This is a genomic window from Roseisolibacter sp. H3M3-2, from assembly GCF_029211165.1.
Classification (GTDB): domain Bacteria; phylum Gemmatimonadota; class Gemmatimonadetes; order Gemmatimonadales; family Gemmatimonadaceae; genus Roseisolibacter.
In genome coordinates, this window is sequence record NZ_JARGEK010000209.1 from 1 (window position 1) to 8,414 (window position 8,414).

Sequence of the window (8,414 nt, forward strand, 5' to 3'; positions counted from 1 at the left end):
CCGCGCGCCGCGCGCCGGCTGCCGGCCGACGCGACCGGCGTCCCGAAGCGCCCGAGCGCCCACAGCCCGAAGGCGAGCAGGGTGAGCGCGCCGAGCAGCGCCGCCACCGCGTCGGTGCCGGCCTGCCGGCCGAGCACCCACGCCAGCCACACGACGGTGGCGAGCAGCGGGAAGGCGAGCGCCTGCCGCAGCGTCACCATCCACGCGCCGGGCCGCGGCAGCCACCGGCGCGCGTGCGGCGACGCGGCGACGAGCGCCAGCGGCCACACCAGCCCGAGGCCGAGCATGGTGAAGACGACGACCGCGCTCGCCGCGCCGCCGGCGACGCCGTACGCGACCGCGGCGGCGAGGAACGGCGCCGAGCACGGCGTCGCGAGCGCGGTCACGAGCACCCCGCTCAGGAACGCCTCGGCCGCCGGCGGCGTGCGCCCCGCGGCCACCGACAGCGTGCCCCCCACCGGCCCGAGCTCGAAGACGCCGGCCATGTTGAGCGCGGCCGCGAACACGAGCAGCGCGAGCCCGCCGACCACCAGGGGGCTCTGGAGCTGGTAGCCCCACCCGACCTCGGCACCGGCGGCGCGCAGCGCGAGCAGCACGCCGACCAGCGCCCACATCGACGCCAGCACGCCGGCGCCGAACAGCAGCGCGTGGCGCCGCGCGGTGCGCGCGTCCCGCGCCGCCGCCTCGGCGACGCCCAGCGCCTTGATCGACAGCACCGGGAGGACGCACGGCATCAGGTTGAGCAGCGTCCCGCCGAGCAGCGCCAGCAGCCCCGCCGTCGCCAGCGCGACCCACCCGCCGGCGTCGAGCGCGGAGCCGGCGCCCGCGCCCCCGCCGGCCGACGCGAGCTGCGCCGCGCTCACCACCGGCGCGTCCACCTCGACCACCAGCCGTCCGTCCGCCGCGCCCGGCGCGTCCGCGATCGCCAGCACGCCCGTCAGCCGCGTCGGGTCGCCGCTGGCGAACTGCGAGCGCGCGAGCCGCAGCTCCAGCTCCCCGCCGTCCGCGCGCACCGCGGGCGGCGCCGCGTGGTCGATGACGCCGGCCGTGTCGACGAAGAAGCGCACGCGCGCCGCGTCGCCGCCCGCCGGCAGCGCCGTCCCCTCGGGCGGGCGGACGCGGAGCACCACCGCGTCGCCGTCCACCGCCGAGCGGAAGGTCCAGTCGGCGCGGCGCAGCGGCACGCGCGCGTCCTCCGCCGCGAACGCGCGGACGGCGGCCGTGTCGGCGGCGGCGGCCGCGCCCACCGGCAGCGTCAGCGCGACGTCCACCTCGTCGGCCACGCACTCCACTTTGCACACCACCCACGTCACCGTGCCGGCGAGCGTCGCGGTGGAGCCGACGCGCGCGTCGGGCGGCACGCGGACGGCGCCGAGCAGGTGCACCTCGCGCTCGTAGCCGTAGCTGGCGAGCGGCGGCGACGCGATGAGCTCCGGCGCGGGCCAGCGCAGCGGCGCCGCGGTGTACCCGTCGGGGAGCACCCAGTCGATCGACGGCGGGCTCCCGACGTCGCCGGCGTGCCGCCAGTACGCGTGCCACCCGGAGTCGGGGCGGAGGCGGATCGCGACGTGCGCCGTCTCGCCGGGGACGAGCACGCGCGCGGCGCTGCGCAGCTCGATCTCGACGGGGCGGTTCTCGGTGGCGCGCGCGAGCGCCGGTTGCGCGGCGGCCGGCGCGCCGGCGAGGGCGAGCGCGCCCAGGACGGCGCCGGTGATGCGGTGCAGCATGGGAAGTCTCGTCGGGAGGATGCCGATCACTCGGCGCGCAGCGCCTCGGTGGGCTGGACGCGGAGGCCGCGGCGCGCCGGACCGGCGGCGGCGAGGAGGCCGACGACGAGCATGAACGCGGCGGTGCCGGGGACGAGCAGGACGCCCGTGCCGCCGAGCAGCTCGCCGCCGGCGGCCGCGTCGGGCGCCCCCGCCGCCGCGAGGCCGACGCCGACGCCGATCGCGAGCTGGCGCGCGGCGCGGGCGAGCACGCCCCCGAGGATGCGGCGCGCCGGGGCGCCGAGCGCCGCGCGGATCCCGATCTCGCGCCGCCGCTGGTTCACGGTGAACGACATCATCGCGTGGATCCCCGCCGCCGAGAGGAGGAGCACGCTCCCGGCGACGAGCGCGATGACGAGCGCCACCTGCAGCGCGCCCTGCGCGTCCTCGCGGTACAGCGCGTACAGCGACTGCGGGGCGGAGAGCTGCAGCGTCGGGTCGACGGACGCGGCGATCCGCCGCAGCGTCGGCGCGAACGCCTCCGGGGACTGCCCGCGCAGCCGCACCGTGAGCAGCCCGCCGCTGCCGCCCTCCCCGGCCGCCGCGGGGCGGAACATCCGCGGGCGGATGGTCGGCCCGAGCCCCTCGGCCTCGGTCGGGAAGTCGTCGACGACGCCGACGACCACGTGCCACGGGTTCACGTCGGCGCCGTAGCCCCGGTTGCGCACGCGGCGCCCGACCGGGTCGCGGCCGCCCAGCACCTCGTCCACGAAGCTGCGGTTGACGATCACCGGCCGCGCGTCCCAGTCGAGGGCGGCGTCCGCCGGCACGAAGTTGCGCCCGGCGACCACCGGCACGTCGAACAGGGGGAAGTAGCCCGAGTCGATCTGCAGGACGCGGACGAGCTGCGGCTCCCGGCCCGCGTCGTCCGACTCCACCATGGCCTGGCCGCCGCTCCACGGCTCGGAGTTGGTGACCGTCACGCCGCGCACCGCCGGCTCGGTCTCGAGGCGCGCGAGCAGCGCGGCGGCGATCGCCCGCACGCTGTCGGCCCGCGCGCTGTCCGTCCGCATCCCCATGCTGGCGTACATGTCCTGCCCGACGCCGAACTGCGTCGCCACGTACTCGGCGGGCGCGAACCCGGGCTCCACGGTCGCCCCGCGCAGCAGCCCGCCGCCCTGCCGGAGCGCCGCCGGGAGCACCGCGACCGCGACCGCGACCTGCGCGACGATGAGCGCCGTCCACGTGCCGCCGAGCCGCGCCCGCGCGCCGCTCCCCAGGCTCCCCATCGACGCGCGCAGCTGCCGGCCGGTGGCGCGCAGCGCGGGGAAGGCGCCGATGATCACGGCGCTGAGCACCGCGAGGCCGAGCGCGTACAGCACCGTCCCCGCGGAGAGGCCGGGGTCCATCCAGAACGGCGGGCGCCCGCCGGAGGCGTTCTCCAGGTAGCGGTCGAGCATCTCCAGCCCGACGGCGGCCAGCCCCAGCCCCGCCGCCGCCGACAGCACCGAGAGGACGAGCGCCTCGGCGAAGAGCTGCGTCACGATCCGCGCGCGCCGGGCGCCGAGCGCCGTGCGCACGGCGATCTCGCCGGTGCGCGTGACGGTGCGGGCGTAGACGAGCACCGCCACGTTCAGCGCGACGACCACGAGGAGCAGCCCGAGGACGAAGCGCGCCAGCGCCATCGCCTGGCTCGTGCCGTCGGCCTCGCCGTTCATCATGATGTCGACGTACGGCACGACGCGCGACTCCAGCTGCGCGAGCGCCGCCGGCCCCTCCGCGGCGAGCCGCCGGCCGAGCGCGCCCAGCTCCGCCTGCGCGGACTGCTTGGTCGCGCCCGGGGCGAGGCGGGCGAAGACGTCGAGCTTCGGCCCCATCCCCGGCGCGACCGCCGTCCCCGCGTCGAGGCGGAACGGGACCCAGTACTGGTGGTTGACGGGGAAGGCGAAGCCCTGCGGCATGACGCCGACGACGGTGTAGACGTCGCGGCCGACGCGCAGCTCGCGCCCGACGATCTGCGGGTCGCCGAGGAAGCGCGAGTGCCAGACGTCGTAGCCGATCACCATCGCCAGCGGCGCGCCCGGGCGCTCGTCGTCGTCGACCAGGGTGCGGCCGGCGAGCGGGCGGACGCGCGCCACGCGGAACCCCGCGGCGCTCATCTCGGCGAGCGTGATCGGCTCCCCGGGCCCGGCCGACGTGGCGAGGTTGCGCTGGATGGTGCGGAAGGCGCCGACGTCCACGACCGCGCGCAGCTCGCGCTTCCAGACCAGGAAGTCGTGCAGCAGCTGCTCGTCCTCGAACTCGCGGCGCTGGTCGAACTTGCCGAGCGCCACGACGCGGTCGCCCTCGGCCAGCGGCAGCTCGGGATAGAAGTACGAGTTGACGGCGGCGTACCCGCCCGCGCCCAGGGCGACGGCGACGGCCATCGCCAGCCCGCCGACGAGGGCGAGCCCCGGCGACTTGGCGAGCAGCCGCGCGCCGAGCTTGATGTCGAGCCCCGACGGCGTGGCGCCGCCGTTGGCCAGGCTCCGCAGGACGCGCCCGACCCGGTCGACGGCGAAGCGCAGCGCGAGGGACAGCGTCTCGCGCCGGTACCAGCGCGCGGCCGCCCCGGGCCCCTCGTCGGCGTGGCGCGCGGCGTAGAGCTCGTACATGTCGCCGTCGACCGCGTTGCGCTCGTCGAGGGGGACGACGCGGCGCAGGAGGGCGCGCAGCAGGGCCGGGGGCGCGGGGGCGGGGCTCACCGGACCCTCAGCGACGCCGGATCGAGCCCGTGCCACATGCTGTCGGCGACGTGGCGCGCCTCCCGGAGGGCCCGCGCCCCCTCGGCCTCGATCCGCACGTAGCGGCGCCCCTTTCCCCCGCGCTCGGGGGTCGGGTCGCCCATCCAGGAGGTGACGAACCCTTTCTCCTCGAGCCGCCGTAGGGTGACGTAGACGGCGGCGCGGGCGACGCTCCGCCCGGTGCGCCGCTCGATCTCCTCGACGATGGGGACGCCGTAGGCCTCCCCCTGCAGGTGGACGACGGCGAGGAGGACGAGCTGCTCGAACTCGCCGAGACTCTGATGGGTCATGGATAAAGCATACGTTGTTAGCAAAATTCGGCAAGTGAAAATTCCGTTACGCGCCGGCGGGCGGTAACGGGAGGGGCGGACCGGCGGACCTCAGCCGCCGCGCGCCAGGCGCACCGCGGCGGCCACCAGCACCACCCCCACCAGCGCGTTCCACCGCGCCAGCAGCGCCGCCCGCCGCAGCGCCTCCAGCGCCTCGGGGGAGACCGGCGCCGCGCGCCCCGCCGCCGACCCGTGCACGAAGTCGTGCACCGCGCTCACGGCGAGCATCACCGCGACCGCCGCCAGCTTGGCCGCCAGCGCGCGGCCGAGCGGCGTGCGCCAGAACGCGGGGGCGCCGAGCACGCCGTCCCAGTGCAGCAGGCCGCGGTAGTGCAGCGCGGCGACGCCGGTGGCGACCAGGACGCCGATCGCCGCCCAGCCGACGCGGCGGAAGCGCAGCCCGAGCGCCGCGAAGAGGCGCTGCCGCAGCGCCGGCGGCTCGACCGCGCGCAGCACGGGGGCGCCGACGACGCCGAGGAAGAGCATCCCGCCGAGCCAGAGCATCGCGGCGAGGACGTGGAGCGTGACGACGAGGTGGTAGGCGGCGGGCATGGTGCGCCGGAGTCTCCGCGCGGCGGGCGCGCGCGTCGAGCGGCGGATCCCGGGCGGCGGATCGGGCAAACCCGCACGCGCGTCGCGCGATGCCGCCTACACCGCGGGATACCGCACATGTCGATGATGATAGCGGAAACCCGACGCCCGCCCCGCCACGCGCAGGGCGGCCGTCCGCCGCCGCGGGGCCGCAGGGGCCCGCGGGCGGCGCACCCCACACCCCTGCCAGTCGCACCCGGCGCCGCCGCGCGCCAGGAGTCGCGTCCATGCAACCCACCGCACGTCAGCTCCTCCTCGGCGGCGCCGCCGCCGTCGCGGGGAGCGTCCTCCTCTTCGCCTGCGGCACCACGCGGCAGAAGGGGGCGGCCAACCTCGTCACCGGCGACGCCGCGTCGAAGGTGTACGTCGCCCCCGGCCAGCACGACGAGTTCTACTCCTTCATGTCGGGCGGCTTCAGCGGGCAGGTCGCCGTCTACGCGCTGCCGTCGGGGCGCCTCATCAAGCACATCCCCGTCTTCTCGCAGCACGCCGAGAACGGCTACGGCTACAGCGAGGAGACGAAGGCGATGCTGATGACCTCCTACGGTTTCGTGCCGTGGGACGACTCGCACCACCCCGAGCTGTCGCAGACCGCGGGCGAGGTGAACGGCAGGTGGCTGTTCATCAACGCCAACAACACGCCGCGCGTCGCGCGCATCGACCTGACGACGTTCGAGACGAGCGAGATCCTCGAGCTCCCCAACGCGGCCGGCGGGCACGCCTCCCCGTTCACCACGCCCGACGGGCGGTACGTGGTGAGCGCGACGCGGTTCAGCGTCCCGGTCGGGACGAACGCCGACGTCGCGATCGACTCGTACAAGGACAACTTCAAGGGGACGCTCTCGTTCATCACGGCCGACCAGCCGGGGAAGATGGACGTCGCGTTCCAGATCCTGATGCCCGGCTACAACTACGACCTCGGGCACGCCGGCAAGGGGCCGTCGGAGGGGTGGTTCTTCTTCACCTCGTACAACTCGGAGCAGGCGTTCACGAAGCTCGAGACGAACGCCTCGCGGGCCGACAAGGACTACATCGCCGCGGTCAACTACAAGAAGGCCGAGGCGTGCGTCGCCGAGGGGAAGGCGCGGGCGTTCCCGTCGGAGTACTACCACAACCACATGGACGAGCGGTCGCGCGTCGCGACCTCGGAGCGGCGCACGTCGGTGCGGATGCTCGACCCGCAGGCGTGCCCGGGGCTGGTGTACTACCTGCCGACGCCCAAGTCGCCGCACGGCGTCGACGTCGACCCGACGGGCGAGTACATCGTGGCCGGCGGCAAGCTGGCGACGGTGATCCCGGTCCACTCGGCGACCAAGCTGCTCGCCGCCATCGAGGCCAGGGCGTTCGAGCGCGAGATCGACGGGATCCCGGTGCTGCGCTACGACGCGATCCTGGCCGGCGAGGTGCAGAAGCCCGGCCTCGGCCCGCTCCACACCGAGTTCGACGGGCGCGGCTACGCGTACACGTCGCACTTCATCTCCAGCGAGGTGGTGAAGTGGAAGCTGGGGACGTGGGAGGTGGTGGACCGGATGCCGGTCTACTACTCGGTCGGCCACATCATGATCCCCGGCGGCGACTCGAAGAAGCCGTTCGCGAAGTACCTGGTCGCGATGAACAAGATCACCAAGGACCGGTACCTCCCGACGGGCGCCGAGCTGGCGCAGTCGGCGCAGCTGATCGACATCAGCGGCGACAAGATGCGGATGCTGCTCGACTTCCCGACCATCGGCGAGCCGCACTACGCGCAGGCGCTCCCGGCGTCGCTCATCAAGGACCGGCAGGTCAAGTTCTTCAAGCTCTCGGAGAGCACGCACCCGCACGGCATCAAGGGCGAGCCCGAGGCGTCGATCCGGCGCGAGGGGCGGACGGTGCACGTGAACATGGCCGCCATCCGCAGCCACTTCGCCCCCGACAACATCGAGGGGATCCGGATGGGCGACACGGTCTACTTCCACGTGACCAACGTCGAGCAGGACTGGGACATCCTGCACGGCTTCGCGATCCTCGGCGCCAACAACGCGGAGCTGATCCTGCAGCCCGGCGAGACGCGCACACTCAAGTGGGTGCCGCAGCGCGTCGGCGTCTTCCCCTTCTACTGCACCGACTTCTGCTCGGCGCTGCACCAGGAGATGTCGGGGTACGCGCGCGTGTCGCCCGCCAACTCGACGGTGGCGCTGAGCGCGAACACCTCGCGGAAGGCGCAGTCGCAGATCGCCCGCGCGCGCCAGTTCGACAGGCCCGACCCCTCGGCGCACGCGAAGCACAAGGCGAACGACTGAGGATGCTGCGGGCTGCGGACTGCGGGTTCCGAATCCGCGGTCCGCAGCCCGCAGCGCGCGCCCCCACCGGAATCGACCATGCCGACCCGACTCCCACTCGTCTCCCGCGTGCTGACCGCGCTCGCGGCCGTGCTGCTCCTCGGCACCTTCGCCTTCCCGCTCTGGCGCATCGAGCTGGAGGCGCCGCAGTACCCGGAGGGGATCGGGATGCTGATCCGCCTGCACACGGTGGACGGGCTGAAGCCCAACGACCTGCAGAACATCAACGGGCTGAATCACTACATCGGGATGAAGGCGATCACCCCCGACGCGATCCCGGAGCTGCGCTACATGCCGTGGATCGCGGGCGGGCTGGCGGCGGCCGGCGCGCTGGTGGCGCTGGCCGGGCGCCGGGGGCCGCTGGCGGCGTGGCTCGCGGCGCTGCTCGCCGCGGGGGTCGCCGGGCTCGCCGACTTCTGGCGGTGGGGTTACGACTACGGCCACGACCTCGACCCGGAGGCGATCATCCGCGTCCCGGGGATGGCGTACCAGCCGCCGCTCCTCGGGTCGAAGCAGCTGCTCAACTTCACGGCGCACTCCTGGCCCGACGTCGGCGGCGTGCTGGCCGGCGCGGCGTTCGTGCTCGCGGCGCTGGCGCTGCTGCAGGCCGCGGCCCGCGCCGCGCCCCGCCGCGCTCGCGCTGACGAAGTCGGATCGTAGCCATGTCGTTCTGTGAGCCAAGGAGTT

Annotated in this window: 6 protein-coding genes; 2 read left to right on the forward strand and 4 right to left on the reverse strand. The window is 75.0% G+C overall.

Annotation, left to right across the window (positions count from 1 at the left end; genetic code table 11):
* From PYV61_RS16160 to PYV61_RS16175, 4 genes are all read right to left on the reverse strand, one after another.
* Positions 1 to 1,727: protein-disulfide reductase DsbD domain-containing protein (locus PYV61_RS16160; protein WP_275833435.1), on the reverse strand; the 1,727-nt coding region annotated here is incomplete at its 3' end.
* A gap of 26 nt (positions 1,728 to 1,753) precedes the next feature.
* Positions 1,754 to 4,450 carry an ABC transporter permease gene (locus PYV61_RS16165; RefSeq protein ID WP_275833437.1) on the reverse strand — a complete coding sequence of 899 codons (2,697 nt, stop codon included), beginning with the start codon at positions 4,448 to 4,450 and terminating at the stop codon, positions 1,754 to 1,756.
* Positions 4,447 to 4,779 carry a PadR family transcriptional regulator gene (locus PYV61_RS16170; RefSeq protein ID WP_275833440.1) on the reverse strand — a complete coding sequence of 111 codons (333 nt, stop codon included), beginning with the start codon at positions 4,777 to 4,779 and terminating at the stop codon, positions 4,447 to 4,449. The genes PYV61_RS16165 and PYV61_RS16170 overlap by 4 nt, the downstream gene beginning before the upstream one ends.
* A gap of 90 nt (positions 4,780 to 4,869) precedes the next feature.
* A complete protein-coding gene (locus PYV61_RS16175; protein ID WP_275833443.1) occupies positions 4,870 to 5,370 on the reverse strand; it encodes a DUF4149 domain-containing protein in 501 nt (166 codons plus the stop codon).
* A gap of 266 nt (positions 5,371 to 5,636) precedes the next feature.
* Here PYV61_RS16175 and nosZ point away from each other — a divergent pair, with 266 nt between their 5' ends.
* Together nosZ and PYV61_RS16185 are read left to right on the forward strand one after the other, a co-directional pair.
* Positions 5,637 to 7,688 carry a Sec-dependent nitrous-oxide reductase gene (gene nosZ / locus PYV61_RS16180; RefSeq protein ID WP_275833445.1) on the forward strand — a complete coding sequence of 684 codons (2,052 nt, stop codon included), beginning with the start codon at positions 5,637 to 5,639 and terminating at the stop codon, positions 7,686 to 7,688.
* A 108-nt stretch (positions 7,689 to 7,796) separates the two neighbouring features.
* Positions 7,797 to 8,387 (forward strand): hypothetical protein, encoded by a 591-nt coding sequence (locus tag PYV61_RS16185; RefSeq protein WP_275833447.1) that lies wholly within the window; start codon positions 7,797 to 7,799, stop codon positions 8,385 to 8,387.
* Positions 8,388 to 8,414 lie beyond the last annotated feature (27 nt).